The 21,587-nt window shown below is 61.9% G+C and carries 20 protein-coding genes; 14 read left to right on the plus strand and 6 right to left on the minus strand.

What is annotated here, in order from left to right:
* The first annotated feature begins 22 nt into the window (after positions 1–22).
* Positions 23–1,261 (plus strand): phosphoserine phosphatase SerB, encoded by a 1,239-nt coding sequence (gene serB, locus G533_RS22190; protein WP_035528359.1) that lies wholly within the window; start codon positions 23–25, stop codon positions 1,259–1,261.
* Here serB and G533_RS22195 read toward each other — a convergent pair.
* Entirely contained in the window at positions 1,241–3,076 is a 1,836-nt protein-coding gene (locus G533_RS22195) for a cyclic-di-GMP receptor FimW-related protein (RefSeq protein ID WP_144079897.1), read from the minus strand. The two genes, serB and G533_RS22195, sit on opposite strands and share 21 nt — an antisense overlap.
* A gap of 151 nt (positions 3,077–3,227) precedes the next feature.
* Between G533_RS22195 and efp the strand changes: the two genes are divergently transcribed.
* Together efp and epmA are read left to right on the plus strand one after the other, a co-directional pair.
* Positions 3,228–3,797: an elongation factor P gene (gene efp, locus G533_RS0114635; RefSeq protein WP_027950600.1), complete on the plus strand. Its 570-nt coding sequence runs from the start codon at positions 3,228–3,230 to the stop codon at positions 3,795–3,797.
* A gap of 21 nt (positions 3,798–3,818) precedes the next feature.
* On the plus strand, positions 3,819–4,778 hold the full coding sequence (epmA, locus tag G533_RS0114640; protein ID WP_027950601.1) for an EF-P lysine aminoacylase EpmA: 960 nt from the start codon (positions 3,819–3,821) through the stop codon (positions 4,776–4,778).
* On the opposite strand, the gene G533_RS0114645 is transcribed toward epmA, so the two are convergent.
* Complete coding sequence (locus tag G533_RS0114645) at positions 4,749–5,222, minus strand: acyl-CoA thioesterase (protein ID WP_144079898.1); 474 nt, start codon at positions 5,220–5,222, stop codon at positions 4,749–4,751. The two genes, epmA and G533_RS0114645, sit on opposite strands and share 30 nt — an antisense overlap.
* 2 nt (positions 5,223–5,224) lie before the next feature.
* A complete protein-coding gene (gene nhaC / locus G533_RS0114650) occupies positions 5,225–6,703 on the minus strand; it encodes a Na+/H+ antiporter NhaC (RefSeq protein WP_051230410.1) in 1,479 nt (492 codons plus the stop codon).
* Between the two features lie 125 nt (positions 6,704–6,828).
* Here nhaC and G533_RS0114655 point away from each other — a divergent pair, with 125 nt between their 5' ends.
* From G533_RS0114655 to G533_RS0114665, 3 genes are read left to right on the plus strand one after another with little or no spacing between them, the layout of a single operon-like run.
* Positions 6,829–7,728 (plus strand): DMT family transporter, encoded by a 900-nt coding sequence (locus tag G533_RS0114655; RefSeq protein ID WP_027950604.1) that lies wholly within the window; start codon positions 6,829–6,831, stop codon positions 7,726–7,728.
* A 6-nt stretch (positions 7,729–7,734) separates the two neighbouring features.
* Entirely contained in the window at positions 7,735–9,417 is a 1,683-nt protein-coding gene (locus G533_RS0114660; protein WP_027950605.1) for a VRR-NUC domain-containing protein, read from the plus strand.
* Positions 9,410–11,707, plus strand: a complete 2,298-nt coding sequence (locus tag G533_RS0114665) for an ATP-dependent DNA helicase (protein WP_027950606.1) — start codon at positions 9,410–9,412, stop codon at positions 11,705–11,707. Before G533_RS0114660 ends, G533_RS0114665 begins: the two co-directional genes overlap by 8 nt.
* On the opposite strand, the gene G533_RS0114670 is transcribed toward G533_RS0114665, so the two are convergent.
* The 3 genes from G533_RS0114670 to G533_RS0114680 are packed head-to-tail and all read right to left on the minus strand — an operon-like array spanning position 11,683 to position 14,964.
* Positions 11,683–12,951 carry a class I SAM-dependent methyltransferase gene (locus G533_RS0114670; protein WP_027950607.1) on the minus strand — a complete coding sequence of 423 codons (1,269 nt, stop codon included), beginning with the start codon at positions 12,949–12,951 and terminating at the stop codon, positions 11,683–11,685. The genes G533_RS0114665 and G533_RS0114670 overlap by 25 nt on opposite strands.
* 1 nt (position 12,952) lies before the next feature.
* Positions 12,953–13,708: a DUF1365 domain-containing protein gene (locus tag G533_RS0114675; RefSeq protein WP_027950608.1), complete on the minus strand. Its 756-nt coding sequence runs from the start codon at positions 13,706–13,708 to the stop codon at positions 12,953–12,955.
* Positions 13,705–14,964 (minus strand): NAD(P)/FAD-dependent oxidoreductase, encoded by a 1,260-nt coding sequence (locus G533_RS0114680; protein ID WP_027950609.1) that lies wholly within the window; start codon positions 14,962–14,964, stop codon positions 13,705–13,707. Before G533_RS0114680 ends, G533_RS0114675 begins: the two co-directional genes overlap by 4 nt.
* A 200-nt stretch (positions 14,965–15,164) precedes the next feature.
* Here G533_RS0114680 and G533_RS0114685 point away from each other — a divergent pair, with 200 nt between their 5' ends.
* From G533_RS0114685 to G533_RS0114725, 8 genes are all read left to right on the plus strand, one after another.
* A complete protein-coding gene (locus G533_RS0114685; RefSeq protein ID WP_240472452.1) occupies positions 15,165–15,764 on the plus strand; it encodes a sigma-70 family RNA polymerase sigma factor in 600 nt (199 codons plus the stop codon).
* Between the two features lie 13 nt (positions 15,765–15,777).
* Positions 15,778–16,434 (plus strand): ChrR family anti-sigma-E factor, encoded by a 657-nt coding sequence (locus G533_RS0114690; RefSeq protein ID WP_027950611.1) that lies wholly within the window; start codon positions 15,778–15,780, stop codon positions 16,432–16,434.
* Between the two features lie 309 nt (positions 16,435–16,743).
* Entirely contained in the window at positions 16,744–17,886 is a 1,143-nt protein-coding gene (locus G533_RS0114695) for a Re/Si-specific NAD(P)(+) transhydrogenase subunit alpha (protein ID WP_027950612.1), read from the plus strand.
* A gap of 1 nt (position 17,887) precedes the next feature.
* Complete coding sequence (locus tag G533_RS0114700; RefSeq protein ID WP_027950613.1) at positions 17,888–18,169, plus strand: NAD(P) transhydrogenase subunit alpha part 2; 282 nt, start codon at positions 17,888–17,890, stop codon at positions 18,167–18,169.
* A gap of 2 nt (positions 18,170–18,171) precedes the next feature.
* On the plus strand, positions 18,172–19,536 hold the full coding sequence (locus G533_RS0114705; protein ID WP_027950614.1) for an NAD(P)(+) transhydrogenase (Re/Si-specific) subunit beta: 1,365 nt from the start codon (positions 18,172–18,174) through the stop codon (positions 19,534–19,536).
* A 643-nt stretch (positions 19,537–20,179) separates the two neighbouring features.
* Positions 20,180–20,641 carry a hypothetical protein gene (locus G533_RS0114715; RefSeq protein WP_027950616.1) on the plus strand — a complete coding sequence of 154 codons (462 nt, stop codon included), beginning with the start codon at positions 20,180–20,182 and terminating at the stop codon, positions 20,639–20,641.
* A 137-nt stretch (positions 20,642–20,778) separates the two neighbouring features.
* A complete protein-coding gene (locus G533_RS0114720; protein ID WP_027950617.1) occupies positions 20,779–21,162 on the plus strand; it encodes a hypothetical protein in 384 nt (127 codons plus the stop codon).
* A 1-nt stretch (position 21,163) separates the two neighbouring features.
* Positions 21,164–21,454: a hypothetical protein gene (locus tag G533_RS0114725; protein ID WP_027950618.1), complete on the plus strand. Its 291-nt coding sequence runs from the start codon at positions 21,164–21,166 to the stop codon at positions 21,452–21,454.
* Positions 21,455–21,587: the final 133 nt, after the last annotated feature.

Consider the following 21,587-nt stretch of genomic DNA (forward strand, 5'->3'; position numbering starts at 1 on the left):
AGCCAGCCGGACCCGCCAACTCGTGAACGATATCGTCCTGATTACCCTCTCCGGTGCGGATAAGCCGGGCATTACCGCCGGGGTCTCCGGGTTGCTCGCCGAGTACGCGGTGAATGTGCTGGATATCGGGCAGGCGGTCATTCACGCCACGCTCTCCATGGGGCTGCTGCTGGAAATTCCCACGGGCGCGGCGCGCAAGGATATCGAGAGCGCGTTGCAGGCGTTCGCGGCCAGCCAGCAACTGCAGCTGCGCTGGGAGCAGGTTGCGGCGGACAGCTACGGTGACTGGGTGGCGGCACAGGGCCGTGCCCGCTATATCACCACACTGCTGGCACGGAAAATCACGGCTGACCAGTTGGCGCGTGTGAGTGCGGTTTTTTCGCGCCACGGCTTGGGTATCGATGGTATTTCACGGTTGTCCGGGCGTATTCCGCTGGGTGAACTCCCGCCGTTGAGCAAGGCCTGCGTAGAGTTTTCACTACGCGGCAGCGTGCCCGATGTGGCCGCGTTCCGGCGTGAGTTGCTGGAAGTGGCCAGCGCGCTGGAGGTGGACCTCGCCTTCCAGGAAGACAACATGTACCGCCGCAACCGGCGCCTCGTTGCCTTTGACATGGACTCCACCTTGATTGAGGCCGAGGTGATCGACGAACTGGCACGCCTGGCGGGTGTTGGCGAGCAGGTCAGTGCAATTACCGAGCGCGCAATGCGAGGCGAGCTGGATTTCGCAGCCAGCTTTCGCGAACGGGTCGCCCTGCTCAAGGGCCTGCCCGAATCTGCGCTTGAAGAGGTTGCCGCGAACCTGCGCATTACCGAAGGGGCGCGTCATCTCATCGCTACCCTGCGCGCGCTGGGCTACAAGACGGCGATACTCTCGGGTGGCTTTACCTACTTTGCCCACTGGTTGCAGCAGCAGCTCGGCATCGACTACGTGCACGCCAATGAACTGGATATTGCGCAGGGTGTGGTCACCGGTAACGTCAGCGGTGTGATCGTTGATGGTGAGCGCAAGGCCGCATTGCTACGCCAGCTGGCGATGCGAGAGGGCATCGACCTGCAGCAGGTCATCGCTGTGGGTGACGGCGCCAACGACCTGCCCATGCTGAGTATCGCGGGGCTGGGCATTGCTTTTCGCGCCAAGCCGCTGGTGCAGCAGTCAGCGGAGCAGTCCATATCCACCCTGGGCCTGGATGCGATCCTCTATCTGTTGGGCATTTCCGACCGTTACCAGCCCGCCGCGGTGTCAGATATCCGACCAGATTGAGTGGAAAGGCGAGGCTGGCAAGCCGCGCGCTTCTTTCACTTCCTCGGCCTGGCCTGCCGCCGCCTCCCGGAATTCGAACTGGCTGTAGGCACCCGTGGCAGCCACCAGGCGCTGCAGGCGCACGTTGCGTGTGGCTCCGTGGTGCAGCAGCGTCAGCCCCTGGCCTTCGCGGAAACCACTGCGCGGTGTAATCAATGTGGGGGGTTGGGCTACCAGCTTGATTTCCGGCAGCAGCAACACGCGAATGGGCTCGGACAATCCGCTCTCGGCGTGTATTCGTGCGCCCCAGGGCTCCGCCGCCGGGCTCAACAGCTCCACTCCGACCAGCGTGCTCTTGCCTTCCAGCTGGCTCACCCAGCGAATGGTCGCCAGAACCCAGTTGGGGTGGTCATCCTCGCGCACGCAGATCAGGTCACCACTGCGTATGATGCCAGGCGGGCTTTCCTCCCAGGCCAGGCAGTAGCCGCCAGGGCTGGCGTTGATGGATTTGATGCTGTACTCGCGAAAACGCTCGGCATCCGCCATGGGTGCGTTGTCGTCTTCTCTCAGCAATCGCGCGCGGGTGCCGGGGTCCACGGCAATGTCGCCGCCCGCTTCGGGTGCGTCCGGCTGAGCCTGTTCCTCGCCACTGAAAATATCGTCCGGCGCGGCCTCCACCCACGGATCGCGACGTTTCTGTGCAACCAGGAATGGGTTGCCGGCAACGCGCTCGCCGGGCGGTGGCTGGTAGCCCTTGCCATGCAGTACCTCGGCGAAGTTCTGCCTGCCGGCGGAGAAGTAGTGGGCGTTGCTGAGTCCGAGTGTCACGTGCAGCTTCTGCTGCACCGGCGTGCGGTGGAAGTTGCGCATGCTGACCGAGGACAGGGCCTCAATCATGTGCAGCAGAATATGGTGGTGCAGCCGGACGTCCTTGTCGAACACCACATCGCGGCGCCCGTTTTCTTCCGACTCTGCCGCGATCGCGCGCAAGTGCACTACCAGCGCACTGGTATCCAGCAGGCGCATGCCGGCGGGTTGGTCGGCAAAACGCGGGCTTTTGGCGTAGGTGGGCGGCTGGTCGGCGTCAATATCGACGGCGAACAGGGCCTCTTCGTCCTCGCTGGTTTCCGCTTCCCCGCCCCATTCGAGCAGGCAGCGGAACATGGCGATCAGGTCGCCCTGGCGCACCTGGTTGGGCTTGCAGCAGGAGAGCAGCAGCGGGCGCAACCAGGTGGCCTGCACGGTGGTGATGCCCTCGTGGCCATCATCGACGCGCAGACGTGTGAGGTGCTGCCGCTCCGCCAGGTGATACAGTTGGTGCAGCGTCTGCCAGGCGCGGTTCTCACCGGGCTGGTAGAGCAGGAAATGCTGGAAAATCTTTCCCGCCGTGAGGTCAATGGCACGCTGCAGTGCCTCGCACATCAGCCTCGCCGGGTTCACGCCGACCAGGGTGTCGCGGTCGCGCAGTGCGTGCACGGCAACCAACGTGTAGGCCGTGCTGGCGATCCCCAGCAGCTGATCCGAGAGTTCCGCCAGCTGGCGCGGCTCGTCCGGCATGACCAGGGGCTGGTTGATGACCTTGCGCGAGAGGCTGGCGACGGCTACGTTCATATTGGGCCGAATTGCTTCGAGCACGGCGTAGCGCTCGGCGGCCGGCAGCACAACCCGGTTCAGTTCCCCGAGGATGATGACGAGCGTCTGGGCAACTTCGCGCGCGCTGGTCACCGGGAGCCCGGAGGCCCATTCGGCGGCATCGGCCCCGGTCAGCGGGAAATGGCTGAATGTGGTCAGATCCTGGCGCGGAATCCGCAGTTTTACGGGTGCCTTGTCAGTCACGGTCATGGCCTCCCATCACACCCTACCCTGTTCGTTAGCAAGCGCCACCAAGAGTAGCCCATCCGGGCAGGTAATCGCCACTGCAATATCGCCGGGAGCTGCAGGGTACGGTATCATTGCCGGCAAATTTTTCAGTAGTGTGATACCTGTTATGGCGAACTTTTCCACCAATGAATTCCGGCCAGGCCTCAAGGTCATGCTGGATGGCGACCCCTGCAGCATTCTCGAAAACGAGTTTGTGAAACCCGGCAAAGGCCAGGCCTTCAACCGGGTGCGCATGCGTAACCTGAAAACAGGCCGGGTCTGGGAGCGCACGTTCAAGTCGGGCGAAAGTCTGGAAGGCGCTGACGTCATGGACCGGACCATGGAATACCTCTACACCGATGGTGAGTTCTGGTACTTCATGGAGCCCGACACCTTCGAGCAGCACCAGGCTGATGCCAAGGCAGTGGGTGATGCCTACCTCTGGCTGAAGGAGCAGGACGGCTGCGAGGTCACACTCTACAACGGTACGCCGCTGTCAGTGGCACCGGCCAACTTCGTCGAGTTGGAGATTGTGGAAACCGATCCGGGCCTCAAGGGTGATACGGCGCAAGGCGGCAGCAAACCGGCCAAGCTGAGCACCGGGGCTGTGGTCAAGGTGCCGCTGTTTGTCACCACGGGCGAAGTGATTCGGGTGGATACCCGCACCGGTGAGTATCAGAACCGGGTCAGCAAGTAGGCTACGTCCCCGGCGCAGCGGATGAGTGACTGGCGGCCCGGTGCAGCGCTTGCGCAACTGCGCCAGCGCGCGCAGCTGCTGGCGCAGATTCGCGCTTTCTTTGCCGCTCGCGGCGTGCTCGAAGTCGAGACGCCCCTTCTTTGCTCCCGCGGCATTACCGACCCCGCCATTGAGCCGCTGCTGGTGGAGCACGGGCAATCGCTGACCGACGCCCCGCGGTTTCTGCAAACCTCGCCCGAATACGCCATGAAGCGCCTGCTGGCGGCAGGCAGTGGCCCCATCTACCAGATCTGCAAGGCGTTTCGCGACGGTGAAGCCGGGCGCCGCCACAACCCCGAGTTCACCTTGCTGGAGTGGTATCGCCCGGGCATGGATCATCACGCGCTTATGGCGGAGGTGGCGGCACTGGTGTGCAGCTGCCTGGGTGAGCGGCCCTGGCAGGCGTTCACCTACCGGGAGCTGTTCCAGCGCTGCCTGCAGCTTGACCCGTTTACCGCCGATGTCGCTGCGCTGCAGCGCACAGCGCGCCAGCTGACCGACCCGGGCACCCTGGCCGGCGGGCGCGACCTGTGGCTGGACCTGTTGCTGACGCACGGTGTTGAGCCTTGGCTGGCGGGGCAGGGCCTGTGCTTTGTCTATGACTACCCGGCCAGTCAGGCCGCCCTCGCCCGGTTGGCGCAGCGCGATGGTCAGGTGGTGGGCGAGCGGTTCGAGCTGTATATCGACGGTGTGGAGGTGGCCAATGGTTACCACGAGCTGGACGATGCGGTGGAGCAACGCGCCCGCTTCGAGGCGGACAATCGACAGCGCGCAGCGGCCAGCCAGCCCGAACGGCCGCTGGATGAGGCTTTACTGGCGGCGCTGGCGGCGGGCTTACCCGCGGTGAGCGGTGTTGCACTGGGGTTGGATCGGTTGCTGCTCCTGGCCAGCGGGGAAACCGATATACGGCGTCTACTGGCCTTTTCCTGGGAGCGATGCTGAGGGCGCCGTGAGCACTGCCGGGCCGTAGCCGTCGATGAATTCTGCCGGCATGCGTCGGGGCCGTCCGCTGCTGATCTCGATACAGGCAAAGCGCATCATGCCGCGCAACAGGGTGGCGCCATCCGCCGGGCGCTGGATCTGGAAGCGGCGTTCCATGGTCAGGCGTCGATCCCAACTGACGATCCAGGTACCGGCAATCAGCTCATCACCTTCGCGCGAGGCCTGCAGGTAGTCGTATTCACTGTGGGTGATGGCCATGGCGCGGTCCAGCCGGCGATAGCTGTCCAGGTCCAGCCCCAGATGCACGGAGTGGGCCCAGGCCACCTGCTCGCACCACTTCACGTACACCGTGTTATTGGTGTGTTGCAGGCCGTCGATATCCGCAGGCGCCACCTGTGTTGCCAGGGTGAAGGGCTGCGGATGATCCCACACCAGCTCCGCCATGCTCACGCGCTTTGGCCCGCCGCGAGGGAGGCGTCGGCCTCCAGTGGCTTCTGGGCGAAGTGGAAGAAGGCGTACCCGATGGCCAGCAACGGGCACAGCAGGTTGAAAAAGGCAAAGGGCGCATAACTCAGGGTGGCCACGCCGAGTGTGGCCGACATGTAAGCGCCGCAGGTATTCCAGGGGATGAGGGCCGAGGTGAGTGTGGCGGAATCTTCCAGGGTGCGCGACAGGTTCAGCCGCGACAGACCGCGACGTGCGTACTCATCGCGAAACATGCGCCCCGGCAGGGCAACGGAAATGAACTGGTCGGCAGCCAGCACGTTGGTGGCGACACAGGTGCCGACCGTCGCCCCCACCAGCCCCGCCGCGCTGTGCACACGCTGCAGGATCTTGCGCAACAAGTGGTCGAGGATGCCGGTGCGCTCCAGTGCGCCGCCAAAGGCCAGTGCACAGATAATCAGCCACACCGTGTTGAGCATGCTGCTCATGCCGCCCTTGCTCAGCAGGTCGTCGAGAAAACTGTTGCCGCTGTTGGCGACATAGCCGTCGAACAGGCTGATCCACACACCTTGCAGCAGCAGCGCGGCCTGGTTGAGTTCAGCGCTGTTGCCGGCCAGCTCGCGCACGGCCTGGGGCTGGAACAGCACCGCGAACACGGCGCCCACCAGCGCGCTGATGACAATGGAAGGAAACGCGGGGAAGCGCTTGTAGATTAGCCCCAGCATGAGGATCAACGGCAACAGCAGATGCCAGCCGATAGCGAATTCCTGTGACAGGCTTGTTTGCAGGGCCGCGATTTCCTCGGGGGTTGCGGCCTCGCCGCCCCCGATCAGCAGAAAGCCCAGCAACGCCAGGGTAAATCCGGGCACCGTGGTCCAGAGCATGTGGCGGATATGGTCGAACAGGTCGACGCCGGTGGCGGCGGCAGCGAGGTTGGTGGTGTCCGACATGGGGGAGAGCTTGTCGCCGAAGTAGGCGCCGGACACAATGGCGCCGGCGGTGATGGCCGGTGACAGACCGAAGCTGCCGGCGATACCCATGAGCCCGATGCCGAGGGTGCCGGCAACGGTCCAGGAGCTGCCGATGCTCACCGCCACAATGGCACAGATAGCGGCGCTGGCGGCATAGAATACCGATGGATTGAGTATCTCGACGCCATAGTAGATCATGGCGGGCACGGTGCCAGAGAGTATCCAGGTGCCGATCAGCATACCCACCGACAGCAGGATCAGCGTGGGCCCCAGGCCCACGGAAATGCCGTGGATAATGCCTTCCTGGGTGGCGTGCCAGGTGAGCCCGATGCGCTTGCCTACCAGGGCTGCGACGCAGGCGGCCAGCAGCAGCGCAATCTGGTTGGCGCCGTAGGACGAGTCCGAGCCGAACAGGTAGACCGAAGCGGCCAGCAGCACGGTCAGGAATACCACCGGGGTCAGCGCAAGGCCGGTGGTCAGCGGACGGTAGTGAGGCGTCTGGTCACTCAAGAGAGGTTCTCGCGTTGTTGCGGCGGGGACTGAATCGGCATCTTCAGGGCTGAAGAATGCCTTAAACTACAGCCCGGGTACAGCATGGGCGATGTCGGGAGAGGGAGACGAACAATGGCGGCACTGTGGTAACGAATGATCGCAAGGCCTTGTATCTGGGTTTGAGCGCGGTGCTTTTGTGGTCTACTGCGGCCACGGCCTTCAAGCTTGCGCTGCGCGATCTGGACGTATTCCAGCTGGTTGCCTGGTCGGTTTCCGCGTCCGCGCTCGCGCTGCTGGCAATCGTCTGCTGGCAGGGCCGGCAGCGCCAGCTGTGGAGCTCCCTGCGTCAGCGCCCCGGCTATTTTCTGCTGTTGGCGGCAATCAATCCGCTGCTCTACTATCTGGTTCTGCTGCACGCCTACGCGCTGCTGCCTGCGCAGCAGGCCCAGACCATCAACTACACCTGGGCCATCACGCTGGCGTTACTGGCGGTGCCGCTGCTGGGGCAGCGGCTGGGACGCCGCGACCTGCTCGCGGTGGCGCTGGGTTACAGCGGTGTGGTGATTATCGCGACGCAGGGGCAGCCCTTTGCCATGCAGTTCAGCAGTTTGCCCGGCGTGGGCCTGGCGTTGGGGAGTACGCTGGTGTGGGCACTGTACTGGATTCTCAATACGCGCAACCAGGGCGATCCGCTGGTCAGCCTGTGCCTGAATTTTCTTCTGGCTACACCTGCGGCATGGCTGGTGTGCAGCCTGTTTTCAACGCTCTCCACCGGTGGCACAAGCGGCCTGCTGGCCGCGTTGTATGTCGGCCTGTTCGAGATGGGCATCACCTTTGCGCTCTGGTCCAGTGCGCTGCGCCTCACCAGTTCGGTGGCGCGTATCGGCAATCTGATTTTTCTTTCGCCGCTGTTCTCGCTGGTGTTTATTGCCACTGTGCTGGACGAGGCGATTCACCCGGCCACGCTGGTTGGCCTGGCGTTGATTATCCCCGGGGTTCTGTTGCAGCAGACGGGCGGGCCGAAAGCGCCCCGCGAGGCCTAGCCGCCGATGTCCGCGCCTGAACCCCCGGTGCTCGCACCGCGCTATTACCGGGACAACTTCCAGCGCCTGTGTGACACCGTTGAAGCGCTCTATGACGACCTGCTGAGTCCGGCGGAGCGTGCGTGGCTGGCACAGTGGCGCAATGCCTCCGAGCCGGCGCAGTGCCTTTACGTGCGGCTGGTTTCCCGTGTCGGCCCCTGGTTTCGCGTGGCGAAGCTCTCCTACCCTGAAATCGGCGCAATCGAACCATTGCTGGCTGAGCTGCAGGTGCTGGATCTGCTGCTCGCGCCCGAGGAGGCGAGCGACGCGTCACTGGACGTGCAGGATCTGGGCCGCCTGTTTACCCTCCCCGAGTGGCGGCGCGCTTTCCAGGAGTGCCTGTCTGCGCTCGCACAGCGCAGCAAGGCGCAGTGGATCGCAGAAGTAGAGGCCCTCAATTTGCCCGTGTGCGCACTGCTGGACGCGCTGTGCACGGCAGCTGATGACCGCCTTGTGGCACCGTTGGGGGTGGAGTCGGTGGCCCTGTTCCAGCTGTTGTTTTTCGGCAACCGACGGCAGAGCCTCACTGACTTTGTGCTCAGTGATCTGGGTATCGCCCGCTACTACCCTTACTCGCTCACCCGGCAGCAGCGTCGTTTTTCCTGTCGCGAAGCGGTGGATGAGTACCAGCAGCTGGGCGAGCTGGCGGATTTGCATTGGCTGCTGGAGGACGCAGGAGACGCTGACGGTTTCAACCTGCTGGCGGAACAGTTGCTGCGTGCCCCGCCCCGGCATGCGCCCAGCGAACGCCGCTACTGGATGCTGTGCAACCGCTTGGGCCGCAATCTGGAGCGGCGCGGCGAGTGGGCGTTGGCAGCACAGCTCTATCAGCGCAGCCAGCTGCACCCGGCGCGCGAACGCTATGTGCGCGTGCTGGAGCAGCGCGAACAGTGGCAGGCCGCCCAGGCCGCCTGCACAGAGCTGTTGGCCAGTCCCTGGTGCGAGGAGGAGCGCGATGCGGCGCAGCGCATTCTGCCGCGCTTGCAGCGCAAGCTCGGTGTTGCAGCGGCGCCGCGGCGACGCCGGACAGTGCCGATGGTGGACCTGCAGCTGCCACGAACGGAGGCGCGGGTGGAGGTCGCTGTGGCCGAGCACCTCGCAGAGGAATGGGTGTCGGTGCACTACGTCGAGAACAGCCTGTTCAACAGTCTGTTTGGCCTGGCCTTCTGGGAACAGATTTTTGCACCGGTGCCCGGCGCTTTTCACAACCCCTTCCAGGCGGTGCCTGCCGATATGTATCAAACGGCGTTTCGCGCCCGCCGGGAAACCGCGCTCGGTACCCGCCTGCAGGAACTGGCAGCCGGGGATCTCGAGGCAGAGCTGCAGGCTGCCCTGGCGCGCTTTTCCGGTTACCAGTGTCGTTGGGTCAGCTGGTCGCTGTTGACGACAGACCTGCTTGCCCGCGTGCTGGCCTGCGTGCCCGCCGACCACTTGCTGGCCGTGTGGGAGCGCATGTTGTTTGACCCGGGTGAAAACCGGCGCGGCTTCCCCGACCTGATCGCCCTGGGTGAACGGCCCGGCGACTACAGCCTGATTGAGGTCAAGGGCCCTGGTGACCAGCTGCAGCACAGTCAGCGCCGCTGGTTGCAGTTTTTCGGCGAGCAGGGAATACCGGCAAGGGTGGCGCGGGTGGCCTGGGCCGATGACTGAGCAGCGGGTGAGCGTGCGTGAGCTGGCGCTGTTCTGCCACCGCAGCGGCGATATCGATCATCGTTTCACGCCGTCTCCCACCGGTCAGCAGGGTATTGAAGGGCACCAGCGAATCTATCGCCGGCGCCCGGCAAGCTACCGCGCCGAATTCCCCGTGCAGTGTGTCTGGGAAGGGGATGCCGGGCTGCCGGCGCTGCGGGTCACAGGCCGCGCAGACGGCTACGACCACAGCCAGGCCCTGGTGGAGGAAATCAAGACCTGCCGCGTTGATCCGGCACGTATTCCGGCCTCGGTGACGCAGCTGCACCTGGCCCAGGGACGGCTCTATGCAGCGCTGATAGCGGCCAGCGAAAACTTGCCGGCGCTGGCCGTGCAACTGACCTGGTTGCAGCTCGATACCGACGAGGAATACCCGCTGCGCCAGGACTACAGCCGCGCGGAACTGGATGCGTTCCTGCACGCCACGCTGCGGCGCTATAGCGAGTGGCTGGCACAGGTGCAGCGCCGTTTGCAGCGGCGCGATGTCAGCCTCTCGACGCTCCCCTTTCCTCATGCACAGTTCAGGGCCGGACAGCGTGAGCTATCCGAGCGGGTCTACAAGTGCATTCATCAGGCGGGCCAGCTGTTGCTGGAAGCCCCTACCGGCATTGGCAAGACTGCCGCGGTGCTCTACCCCGCATTGAAGGCGCTGGGTACCGGGCGTCATGACAGGGTGGTATTTGCCACCACACGCGTCAGCGGGCGACGCGCGGCGGAGCAGGCCATGACGCGGTTTGTGGAGAAAGGCTATGGCGGCAACGCACTCAGTCTCACGGCCAAAGAGCAGGCCTGCCTGGCGCCGGGCAAGGCCTGTCACGCAGATGATTGCCCCTATGCCCGCGGCTACTATGATCGCCTGCCGGCGGCGTTGGATGAAGCGCTTGCAGCGCCCCTGCTGGACCGCGAAGGGCTGGCGGATATTGCCGGGCGGCACGCGGTGTGCCCCTATCAGTTGAGCCTGGACCTGGTGCCCTGGGTAGACGTGATTGTGGCGGACGTACACCACATCTTCAGCCCCACCGCGAACCTGGCAGAGCACCTGACGGCTAGCGGCGGGCGCTGGACCGTTTTGTTGGACGAGGCCCACGGCCTGCCCGATCGCGCCCGGGGCATGTACGGCGCCGAATTGCCGAAGGCGCTGGTGATGTTCGCCCGTCGTGAGGCCCCTGCGGCCACACGGCGTGTGCTGGAGCGGCTCAACCGCCAGCTACTGGCCCTGTTGAAGTTTGACTGGTCAACGCCCGATGGACACTGGCTGGATGCGGTGCCCGAGCCACTGGCCAGGGCGCTGGCCGAGTGCGTTGAAGCCGTCAACGCCGAGCAGGCGCTGGATGCCTTTGTGCTGCAGTCGCGGCCCGCTCTGCGCGATGTCTACTTCCTGGCGCTGCAGTGGCAGCGCCTGCTGGAGTGCTGGGGCAGTGAATTTCGTCTGGAGCTGGAGCGTGGCACCGGCCCCCAGGGCCTGCTGTTGCGGGTGCATTGCCTGGAACCCTCACGACTGCTGGCCCTGCGCCATCAGGCGATGCACGCTCTGGTGGCGTTTTCCGCCACTCTGAGCCCGCAACGGTGGGCGCTGGATACCCTGGGGCTGCAGGCGGGGGCAGTTGCCTGGTGCACGCCCTCGCCGTTCAGCCGCGACCAGTTGCAGGTGCAAATTGCTACGCATGTGGATACCCGTCTGCAGCAGCGCGAGGCGAGCTTGCCGGTGCTGGCTGCGCTGTTGCGTCAATGGCTGCTCAGCGAGCCGGGTAACTGCCTGCTCTATTTTCCGTCGTATCGCTACCTGGAGGCTTGCATGCAGCTCATGCTGATGCAGGGTTGGCCGGACGGGCGCCAGCGCTGGGTGCAGGGCCGCGCCGGGCAGGGCGGCGCAGAGCTGCTGCCGCTGCTGCAGCAGGCACGGGATGTGGCGGCTTTCTGTGTGCTGGGTGGCGCCTTCGGCGAAGGCATCGACTTGCCGGGCGATGAACTGCACAGCGTGGTGGTGGTGGGTGTCGGCCTGCCGCAGCTGAGCCCGGGTAACGAGCAGCTGCGCCAGTTATACGGCAGTCGCTATGGCAGTGGCTTCGCCTACGCCTACCAGTACCCTGCGGTGCAGAAGATCAGCCAGGCCCTGGGCCGCGTGGTGCGCACCAGCACCGACCGCGGCAAGGCACTGCTGGTGGACACCCGCTACGCCGATCCGGGTTGGCGTCAGCTGCTGCCGCCCTGGTGGGAGTATCGGGATTACCCGACTGCGGGTGGTCGGTAGCCGGGCTTGGCAAAGGCGAGCTGCACGGTGCCGATAATGCGCTCCCGGAATCCCCCTTCGCAGTAACAAAGATAAAACTCCCACATGCGGATAAACTGGTCATCGAAGCCCTGGCGGCGCACGGTGTCGAGTTGCGCCATGAAGCGCTCGCGCCAGGCGGCGAGGGTGCGCGCGTAGTCCAGCGTGATATCGCGCAGGTGTACCATCTGCATATCGGTGTCGCGCGCCAGGTGCTGGGCAATCACCGCCAGCGACGGCAGGCAGCCCCCCGGGAAAATGAAGCGCTTGATGAAGTCTACGGTGTCGCGCGCCTGCTGATAACGCTGGTCGCTGATGGTAATGGCCTGGATCACCATTTTGCCGTGTGGCTTCAACAGTTCGCTGCAGCGCGCGAAATACGTGCCGTAGAACTGGTGCCCCACCGCTTCAATCATCTCGATGGAAACCAGCTTGTCGAACTGCCCTGTAAGGGTGCGGTAGTCCTCACAGAGGACGGTAACCCGGTCGCCCAGGCCAAGCTCGGCAACGCGCTCACAGGTGGCCGTGTACTGTTCCGCGGAGATGGTGGTGGTAGTGACCCGGCAGCCGTAGCGCTGTGCGGCGTGAATGGCCATGCCGCCCCAGCCAGTACCGATTTCCAGCAGGTGATCGTCGGGCTCAAGCTCCAGCTGCCGGCAAATCTCATCGAGTTTGGCCAGCGATGCGGTCTCCAGCGAGGAATCCGCATCGGGAAAGATGGCCGCCGAATACATCATGGTCGGGTCAAGGAACAGGCGGAAGAAGTCGTTGCCCAGATCGTAGTGGGCGGCAATGTTGCGGCGCGAACCGGAATGGGTGTTGCGGTTCATGCCGTGGGCCAGCTTCAGGCCCAGACGTACCAGCCAGGACTGGCCGCCCTCCATGGCCTCCATGGTCAGCATGTTGGCGCTGAACAGGCGCGTCACGGTGGTCAGGTCGGGCGTGGACCAGTCACCCTCGATGTAGGCCTCGCCCGAGCCGATGGTGCCGCCGGACAGCAGCTTGCCGTACACAGCGGGGTTGTGCACCGTCACTTCCGCGTGCGGTTCCCCGTCATGCTGAGAATTGCCAACGCGGAATGTCTCGCCGCCATCGTGCAGGGTGAGGCTGCCAACCGTGAAGTTGCCGAGTACGCGCAGCAGCAGCTTGCGCGCCAGCTGATGGTTGGACCAGCGCTTGCCGGCCTTGGTTTGCAGCCGCACCTGGCTGACACTCATGTCGTTCATATTACGCTCCAGACGTTCTCGAACCGGGGTGGTCGTGCACGGGCACCCCTTTGATAAACAGGCGCAGGGCCTGCCAGTAAATACCCAGGGCCACCTTGAGTGTCATCACTGGATAGCTCCAAAGAATGCGGTTCAGGTTGCGGCCATTCATGGGGCGGGCACGCAAACTCAGGCTGGCATCGAAAATGCGGCCTTCTGCCGTCTCCGTGGCCAGGTGGATGGCCAGGCGCTCCCCGGGGATGTTGCTGCGCCATACATAGCGCATGTCCATGGGGTTGAAGGGCGACACATGCAGCGCCTTGTCAAATTCCTGCTCCAGCCAGCTTCCCGCGTCCGGGCCCTGAAGCACGTAGCTGTGGCGCTCGTCCCACGGCGTGTTGGTGACCTCTGCTACCAGGTATTCAAGCCGGCTCTCATCCTCATTGAAACAGTAGTAGCAGGCGATCGGGTTGATCTGGTAACCGAAGTAGCGCAGGTTGGCGAGCAGGTAAATGGGCCCGCTGTGCTCGGCGCCGGTTTCTTCACGAATGCGGCGGCGCACCTCTTCTGCAAGCGGCAGCGCGGGATCACCCAGAAAGTCACTGCGCAGGAAGCGGGCCGGCGCCCAGCGTGTGCTGGACCACAGCCAGCGCCCGGCAAACAGCTGCGGCAACTCGTCCAGGCATATCCAGGGCATGAATACGCGGTAACTGAAGGCGTGCGCGCGCGGCGAGAAACGCCGGTGGCGCAGCGTGCCTTGGTATAGCCGGGACTTCACGCGGCGGCCTTGACCGCCTGGTTGATGCCGTCCGCCACGCGCAGCGCGCTCACCACGCCGTCTTCGTGGAAGCCGTTGTGCCAGTAGGCGCCACAGTACCAGGTGTTGCGCGAGCCATTGATATCCTGCCAGCGCTGCTGGGCCTTGATGCCCTCGAGGGAGAACACCGGGTGAGCGTAGTTGAAAGTGCCCAGTACGCGGTTGGGGTTGATGGAGGCCGTGTCGTTGAGGGTCACGCAGAAAGTTTCCGGTGCATTCAGGCCCTGCAGGATGTTCATGTTGTAGGTGACCACCGCGCGGCCGGAGTCCACCCCGAGGCGGTAGTTCCAGCTCGACCAGGTTTTGCGGTTCCGGGGCAGCAGACGCACATCAGTATGCAGCACCACCTCATTGTTCTGGTAGGGCAATGCGCCGAGAATCGCGCGCTCATCCTGCGAGGCATCCGCCAGCATATTCAAGGCCTGGTCGGAGTGTGTGGCAATCACGACCTGGTCAAAACGGAAGCTGCGGCCGTCGCGCAGGGACAGGTCAACGCCGCGTGGGTCACGATTGATGTGGGTCACCGTGCTGGCCGTGTGTATACGGTCTTCGAAGCGCTGGCAGAGCGGCCGCAGGTATTCGCGCGACCCACCTTCTACCACGCGCCACTGAGGCCGATTATTGACCGAGAGCAGGCCGTGGTTGCGGAAAAAGCGCAGAAAAAACTCCAGCGGGAAGTCGGTGACACTGGCACAGTCTGACGACCAGATCGCCGACGCCATGGGTACCAGATAGTGGCTGCTGAATGCGGTACCGTAGCGCTTGCGTTCGAGGTAGTGCCCGAGCGTTTCCCCTGCCTGCAACAAGCCCCCGTCCAGGTCGGCTACCGCCTCGCGGTTGAAGCGCAGGATGTCGCGCACCATGCCGAGGAAGCGCGGGGAGGCGAGGTTGCGACGTTGGGCGAACAGGGTGTTGATGCTGCTGCCGGAGTACTCCAGGCCGCTTTCGATATCGTTCACGCTGAAGCCCATTTCCGTGGGCCTGCTGCTCACTCCCAGCTCATCCAGCAGGGCAATGAAATTGGGGTAGGTCCAGTCGTTATAGACAATAAAGCCCGTGTCGACCGCATAGCGGCGGGTGCCGAGTTTGACGTCGACAGTGGCCGTGTGTCCGCCGATTTGTGTGCCCGCCTCAAAGACCGTCACGCGATGCTGGCGGCTTAGATAGTGGGCACAGGACAAGCCGGAAATGCCCGAACCGATAACTGCGATATCCAATGGTGTGATTCCTCCCGGCAAGGTGGCAGCAGTCTGCTGGGCGACTGCAAGCTCATGTGCCTGATTGTTTACCTGATGGCCAGATTACGCCGGCATGCTGTCGCTGGATCATAGTACTTATTTATAGGGTCATTTGATCCGCTTATCCGGCGGGGGCGTATACTCGCCTGAACACAGTCAAAAAAAACGCGGGTGCAGTGGTGGAGAAAAGGAACGACAGTGCTTCAGACGGCTGGCAAGGCCCTACTGGGCGGCGTACCGACGAGTGGAGCGAATGCCTCACGCAAATCGCTGCGACCGGTGACAGAGCGGCGTTTACGCGTTTCTTTCGGCACTTCGCACCGTTGATCAAGGCTTTCGCGTTGTCGGGGTCAAGCCTCTCAGCGGCGCACGCGGACGAGTTGGTGCAGGAAGTGATGCTCAAGGCCTGGCAGAAAGCGTCAGCGTTCAACCCGGAGAAGGCCGCTGCCAGCACCTGGGTGTACACGATAGCGCGCAATTGCCGGACGGACATGTTCCGCCGCCTGCAGAAGTTCGACACGCCATTGGCGGCCGATGACTTCATGCCGGACCAGGAGCCGAGCGAGCCGTTTGCCATGCTGCAAAGCCGGCGCAGCCGGGACACCATTCACGCGTTGATGGGTACGCTGCCTCCGGATCAGGCACAGATACTCGCCAAGGTGTACATGGAAGGGAAGTCGCATGCCGAGGCAGCGGCTGAGTTGGATCTCCCGCTGGGAACCGTGAAGTCACGGGTGCGGCTGGCGATCCAGAAATTGCAAATTCAGATAGACAGGTAAGCAACAGATTATCATGGCCAAGTTTCATCCCAGAGTTGACCTACTGACCGAGTACGTGGCGGGCATTCTGCCACTGGCGCAGTCTGCCTGTATTTCGGCACACCTCAATTACTGCCCGCAGTGCCAGCAGCAGAGCGCCCGCCTGCAGGATCTGGGTGCCGTATTGTTCGATAGCCTCACGCCGGTGCCGGTCGGTGATGCACTGCTCAATACGGTGCTCGCGCGGCTGGACGAGGAGCCGCCGCTCAGCTACCGGCGCGCGCAGGACCCGGCTGTGGGACGCTTGCCCGCGCTGCTGCAGCGCCTGATGAAGGGTGACTTTTCTGAGCTGTCCTGGAACAAGATCACCTCGTCGCTGCGCATCAGCTACCTGAAAACCGGCGACCCGGGTTACGAGTTTGCGCTGTACCACATCAAGGCCGGTGGCAAGATTCCCGAGCACACCCACCGCGGCTCTGAAATGACGCTGGTGCTGCAGGGGGGGTTCTCTGACGCCGCTGGCAGCTACCACGAGGGCGATTTCCTGTTCCGCGAGGCCAGCGATACTCACGCTCCCACGGCGCTGCAGTCCGAGGACTGCATTTGCCTGGCGGTGCTGGATGCCCCCCTGCGCTTCACCAGCTGGAAATACCGCTGGATGAACCCGTTCCTGCAGCTGCGCGCAGGCTGATTCGACGGCCCCCTCCCGGGGGCTTTTTTTTGTCTGCCTTCACCTATTTGCGGGATGGTGGAAGCCGCAGGCCATGGGATACTCAGGCATTGAGTCGGCCAATGCCGATCCCGCAACTATTTGTCATGTGAATATTAGGCATAATTCCTTGACCGGGGTCTGTGTGCTACAGTCCCGTGCCGAAAAACAGGGAGAGCCGGATTCAGGGGTTACCGCAGGTTACAAAATAAAGCGCCAGACCCTGCTGTTCCGGCCACGACAACGACAGAAATCTCAACCGACACGCTTGAAAACGGGGTAGGAAGAACTATGCGCATCGCAATTCCGAGGGAGACGCATCCGGGCGAAAACCGGGTGCCGGTCACACCGGAGACGGCCAAGAAACTCTGCCGTCTCGGTGCTGACCTGGTCATTGAAAGTGGGATGGGCGTTGGGTCCGGATTTACTGACGAAGAATACGTCGAAGCTGGCGCCACAGTCGGTGCCGACCGCGAGGCCCTGTTTCGCGAAGCGGATATGCTGCTGCGCCTGCGCAAGCCGGAAAAAGCCGATATCGCCCTGATGAAGAAGGGTTGTATCCACATCAGCTACCTCGATCCCTTCAACGAGCACGACTTGGTGCGCACCCTGCAGCAGCAGGGTGTGACCGCGATCAGCATGGAAATGATCCCGCGCACCACGCGCAGCCAGAAAATGGACGCCCTGAGCTCTCAGGCCAACCTGGCAGGCTATGTGATGGTGATGCAGGCCGCTACCCACCTGCCGCGTATCTTCCCGATGATGATGACGCCGGCCGGCACACTCAAGCCCGCCAAGGTGTTCATCATCGGCGCGGGCGTCGCCGGCCTGCAGGCCATTGCTACCGCCAAGCGCCTGGGCGCGCGAGTCACCGCCTTTGATACCCGCCCGGTCGTTGCCGAGCAGGTGCAATCGCTGGGTGCCACCTTCCTCGACATCGACCTGGGGCAAACCGGCGAGACCTCTGGTGGCTACGCTACCGAACTGACGCCGGAACAGATCCAGAAGCAGCGCGATGCACAAAAAGAAACCATTGCCGAGTCCGATGTGGTTATCACCACAGCGCAGGTGTTTGGCCGCAAGCCCCCGGTGATCGTGACCAAAGACATGGTGGAAGGCATGAAGCCCGGCTCCGTGATTGTGGACATGGCCGCTGAAACCGGCGGCAACGTGGAAGGCTCGGTGCCCAATGAAGTGGTCACCGTGAACGGCGTGACCATCATTGGCAAGGGCAACCTGCCCAACGAAGTGTGCCGCGACGCCAGCCACATGTATGCCAGCAACCTGTTCAACCTCGTTGATGACGCCTGGGATAAGGAAAGCAACGCGTTCAAGATCGACTTCGAACACGACATCCTGCCCGGCTGCATCATCACGCACGGTGGTGAAGTCACAAACGAAACCATCAAGAACATCCTGGAGGGGGGCAACTGATATGGAAGCCGTATTCCTGACCTTTATTTTGATGTTGTCCATTTTTCTGGGCTTCGAACTGATCAACAAGGTACCGGCAACGCTGCACACGCCGCTGATGTCCGGTGCCAATGCCATTTCCGGCATTACTGTGGTGGGCGCCATCAGCCTGGCGGGTACCGGCCAGCACGATATCGCCCAGTGGCTGGGTGCAGCCGCTGTCGCCCTGGCGACAATCAACGTGGTGGGTGGTTACATGGTGACCGACCGCATGCTGGCAATGTTCAAGAAGAGGGGTAAATAACCATGGGTGCAACCGGATTGGCCATTCAATTGGCGTTTGTTGTCGCGGCGGCCCTGTTTATTTTCGGCCTCAAGCTGCTCGGCTCCGCCGCAACGGCGCGCAAGGGTAACCTGCTGTCCGCTGTGGGCATGCTGCTGGCCATTGTCGCGGCCCTCATCGATCAGGGCATTGTCGAATTCCAGTGGATACTGGTGGGCATGGTCATCGGCGGCGTGATTGGTGCTGCTACTGCACGCCTGGTGCAAATGACGTCCATGCCGGAAATGGTGGCGCTGTTCAATGGCTTTGGCGGTATGGCCAGCCTGTTGGTCGGCGCCGCGGCGCTGGGTGCCGGCGACAGCAACACCTTTATACTGGTGACCATCGTGCTGTCCATCCTGATCGGTGGCCTCACCTTCACCGGCTCGCTGGTGGCCTACGGCAAACTGAGCGAGAAGATCGGCAGTGGCGCAGTTACCTTCAGCGGTCAGCAGGTCGTCAACAGCTTGCTGGTGCTGGCCATCCTCGCCAGCGCGGTTATGTTCTGCCTGGAGCCCGCTAACAGCATGTGGCTCTACGCCATCATCGCCCTGTCGCTATTGTTCGGCATCATGGCGGTGATTCCCATTGGCGGCGCCGACATGCCGGTGGTGATCTCGCTGCTGAACTCCTATTCAGGCCTCGCGGCCTGTGCGGCGGGTTTCGCCATCAACAACAACATCCTGATTGTTGCCGGCTCCCTGGTAGGCGCCTCCGGTATCATCCTCACGCAAATCATGTGCAAGGCGATGAACCGTTCCCTGAGCAACGTGTTGTTCAGTGGCTTTGGCAGCGTCAGCAGCGCCGAGACCGTGGTGGAGGGCGAAATCAAACCCATCTCCGTGGAAGACGCGTTCTACGTATTGGAAGCGGCCACCAGTGTGGCGATCGTACCCGGCTACGGTATGGCGGTTGCCCAGGCCCAGCACGTGGTCAAGGAGCTGTGTGAGCTGCTCGAAGAAAACGGCTGCGAAGTGAATTTCGGTATCCACCCGGTCGCGGGCCGTATGCCGGGGCACATGAACGTGCTGCTGGCGGAAGCGGACGTACCCTACGACCAGCTGCTGGAAATGGACGAGATCAACCCGCGCATGGAAACCGTGGATGTGGCGATCGTGATTGGTGCCAACGACGTAGTGAACCCCGCTGCCCGTGAAGTGGAGTCCAGCCCCATCTACGGCATGCCGGTCATCAACGTGGACAAGGCGCGCACCGTGTTCGTGCTCAAGCGGTCCATGGCGTCCGGTTTTGCCGGCATCGAGAATCCGCTGTTCTACAAGGAAAACACCCGCATGCTGTTCGGCGATGCCAAGGAAAGCATTGGCGGCCTGATCCGCGAGTTCAGCTAAGCCCTTCTCGCCCTGCGGGTGCCTGCGCGCCCGCGGGGTGTCGTCGCCTCCCACCCCCGCTGGTGTTGTAGGCGAATGTTCCAGCGTTCTTTTTGCATCTAGAGCCGGGTAGGACGCGGTCCGCCCTTGCAAAGTCCGAAGCACTGCTTCGCGCTTACTATGGTCGTTGCTAGAAAGCAAACACGGCTATCTTGTCCCAACAAACCCCAATTGTGATCTAGTCTCTGCTGTTCAGCGGAGAGTACTTGGGGTTTTGGATAATCTTGGTTAGGCACCCTCGATCGAGGCTTTTAATGTGTGAGGAGAGCGCTATGAAACGCCTTTTCGGAAATCCAGCTTTAATGATCCTCCTCTCACTGGCCCTGTGGATTGGCATTGCGGAGTTTCTCGATCACGCTCCTCTCCAGTTTGTTTTGACAGTCATTCTGATAGTGATTTTCTCGTCGCTTCTGCTTACATCACGCTGTCCCAGGTGTGGCGATACATACGGAAGCACTATGATGAATTACGTCGTGACGCAAAACTGCTGTAAAAAGTGTGCAAGGTCGGGGCACTCGAAGAACTGAATAGTCAAAGCGGCAAGAGTTAGCTAACACAGCCTTTGAGAGCGTGCAGCTGGGTTCCGTTCCCTTTGAACATTTTCATGATTGGCGAGGTACTGTTGCGAGTGATTTTTTCGAAGACGATACTAGCCTTGTTAGTTGTTGTGATCGCTGGCTGCAACCAGAAGTTCGAAGATATAAGCTCTTCTCCAGAGTTTCGCAGCATGATCGGCACCAAGTACGTTGTGAAGAAGGCACTTTTGATTCACGGGGTCACACCGGACATAGGGCAAGAGCACGTTCAATATTTCGCAATCACACGGACTCCAGGCATGGGTGGTCCCGAAGTTCTTTCTTCTGAGCCCCTCGTTGTTGGCTCAGTTGTATTGGTAACCAAAGTAGAGCGTTGCTCCAATTGCCTTTTTGGATCGCCAATTCACATAGTAGTTGAGTTGATCGCGGGTACTTTGTCGCCTCAAGTGCCGGTGCGGATCTATCAATTGCGAAGCATAAAAGAGAACGGCGACGTTTTTTTAACAAGTGAGTATTTTGAGCGAATCTGAGGCTTTTCATTGAGCGCGCTTACGCAAGTAATAATCTTGATCTGCGGACAATGCAGTAGGCACTCAGATTCCTCTTGCCGTCCCACACCTTTGCCTACGATGCCAATGGTAACCTCGGTACGCGGGACGGCACCCCCATGATCACCTGTTCCAGCTTGAACAAACCCGTCTCGATCACCACGGCCTCCGTGAACTATGGCTTTGACAACGGCCCCGACGGGGCTCGCTACCGCAAGGTGCATAATGGACAGACCACGCACTACGTGGGTAAAAACTTCGAGGCCATCAATACCGGCGGGCTGGGATTCGATACACACCGGCACTACGTCCGCGCCAACGGACGCGTGATCATGATCCTGGAAGATGTGAACGGGCGGTTACACACCGCTACGTGCACACGGACCACCTGGATGAAGTGGGGATTACACATCCTCGGCAGTCACCTCCCGACTGTTAGCAGACTTAGTGGAAACGTCGGTTTCATGGGCGGGATGGCAACTCTTGATACAGGATCCGAATGAGATGAGCCCAGATCAGAAGAACGTTTGGTGGGCTTGGGTCTTCCGAGCCCTGTGGTTTCTTTACACTCTCCTGCTTATTGCTACTGGCTATTTTAATAATACGTCACTTGGAAAAATTATCTTTAGCATATTTATGGGAACTGGCGGATGGGCAGGGGTATATTGGTTTATCGTGAAAGAAGACTTCGTCTTTATTTCCCAGACCTTGAAGCATGAAGAGCATAAACTCTTGCGTATAGTGGTCTTGTGCTTTTTTTTAGTTGCGCTTCACCAGATCCCTACCGGCGTTTAATACAAGTTCACAAAGCAGTTACTAGTTATAGTTTGGTGGTATAAATTGGAAAGTAAAGAAGGTCATCTGTACGACCTGATAGTGACTCCGAATTACCGCAAGGTGTACGGCTGGCTTTTATTTACGGGCGCTG

This window comes from Haliea salexigens DSM 19537 (assembly GCF_000423125.1).
Lineage (GTDB): Bacteria > Pseudomonadota > Gammaproteobacteria > Pseudomonadales > Halieaceae > Haliea > Haliea salexigens.

Coding starts and splice junctions, on each gene's coding strand:
- efp (WP_027950600.1), top strand. CDS start 3,228: ATGGCGAACTTTTCCACCAATGAATTCCGGCCAGGCCTCAAGGTCATG.
- epmA (WP_027950601.1), top strand. CDS start 3,819: ATGAGTGACTGGCGGCCCGGTGCAGCGCTTGCGCAACTGCGCCAGCGC.
- G533_RS0114645 (WP_144079898.1), bottom strand. CDS start 5,222: ATGGCGGAGCTGGTGTGGGATCATCCGCAGCCCTTCACCCTGGCAACA.
- G533_RS0114660 (WP_027950605.1), top strand. CDS start 7,735: ATGTCCGCGCCTGAACCCCCGGTGCTCGCACCGCGCTATTACCGGGAC.
- G533_RS0114665 (WP_027950606.1), top strand. CDS start 9,410: ATGACTGAGCAGCGGGTGAGCGTGCGTGAGCTGGCGCTGTTCTGCCAC.
- G533_RS0114670 (WP_027950607.1), bottom strand. CDS start 12,951: ATGAACGACATGAGTGTCAGCCAGGTGCGGCTGCAAACCAAGGCCGGC.
- G533_RS0114690 (WP_027950611.1), top strand. CDS start 15,778: ATGGCCAAGTTTCATCCCAGAGTTGACCTACTGACCGAGTACGTGGCG.
- G533_RS0114695 (WP_027950612.1), top strand. CDS start 16,744: ATGCGCATCGCAATTCCGAGGGAGACGCATCCGGGCGAAAACCGGGTG.
- G533_RS0114700 (WP_027950613.1), top strand. CDS start 17,888: ATGGAAGCCGTATTCCTGACCTTTATTTTGATGTTGTCCATTTTTCTG.
- G533_RS0114705 (WP_027950614.1), top strand. CDS start 18,172: ATGGGTGCAACCGGATTGGCCATTCAATTGGCGTTTGTTGTCGCGGCG.
- G533_RS0114715 (WP_027950616.1), top strand. CDS start 20,180: ATGATTGGCGAGGTACTGTTGCGAGTGATTTTTTCGAAGACGATACTA.
- G533_RS0114720 (WP_027950617.1), top strand. CDS start 20,779: ATGATCACCTGTTCCAGCTTGAACAAACCCGTCTCGATCACCACGGCC.
- G533_RS0114725 (WP_027950618.1), top strand. CDS start 21,164: ATGAGCCCAGATCAGAAGAACGTTTGGTGGGCTTGGGTCTTCCGAGCC.